This is a genomic window from Noviherbaspirillum sp. ST9 (assembly GCF_048799745.1).
Classification (GTDB): Bacteria; Pseudomonadota; Gammaproteobacteria; order Burkholderiales; family Burkholderiaceae_D; genus Noviherbaspirillum.
The window spans coordinates 1-672 of the sequence record NZ_JBLWFR010000096.1 but is presented as its reverse complement, the minus strand read 5'-3'; the positions used below and the strand labels follow the sequence as shown (position 1 = coordinate 672).

Sequence of the window (672 nt, the reverse complement as noted above, 5' to 3'; positions counted from 1 at the left end):
GGCTCCAAGTGAGATCAAAGTTGGCAATTGTGCAGTTGATCCTCACCTCGAAGGGTTAGTGGCTTACTGGAAATTTAATGAAGGTAACGGTGCCATTTTCAAAGATGCCACCGGGCATGGGTATGATATGGACTGGTCGAAAACGGTCAGAGACAATGCCGGTAATGGTACTCTTAATCCCTTTGATAAGAGCAGCTATGTAGTCAGGGTTCAGGATGAGTTAAATAAATGTAACTAAACATCAGACTGATGTTAAAAAAAAGAAAGCTATGAATCAATTATTAGTCTACAGATGTATTTTGATCATCACCTTCATCGCCGGGTCTTGCCTGCTTTATTCCTGTAAGGACAGCGAACATTATGACATAACAGGGGACACTGAAAACAGGGTATATCTTCCTGTAGGGAGCTACACTGTTAATGCCTATAACAAGTATGTCTTTTCCGTTACGCATACGCCAGCTGGCAGCATTGGTCAGAATATCGGTGCAGCGACTCCCGTTATGTGTACACATCCTGCTTCTGCAGATTTGAAAGTGTCTTTTTCTGTTAATAAATCGCTGGTGGATACTTACAATGCTGAGAAGGGTACGAATTATAGTCAGTTGCCTGATGGTATGGTAGACTTCAATACGATGGAGCTTACTATTCCTCAGGGACAGTTGTCATCCG

General features: G+C 42.6%; 2 protein-coding genes. Both read left to right on the top strand.

The features are described 5' to 3' along the window. The coding region (locus ACNOHI_RS24940; protein WP_420477421.1) for a hypothetical protein at positions 1–238 on the top strand (238 nt) is incomplete at its 5' end. 31 nt (positions 239–269) lie between these two features. Then, positions 270–672: DUF1735 domain-containing protein (locus tag ACNOHI_RS24935; RefSeq protein ID WP_420477420.1), on the top strand; the 403-nt coding region annotated here is incomplete at its 3' end.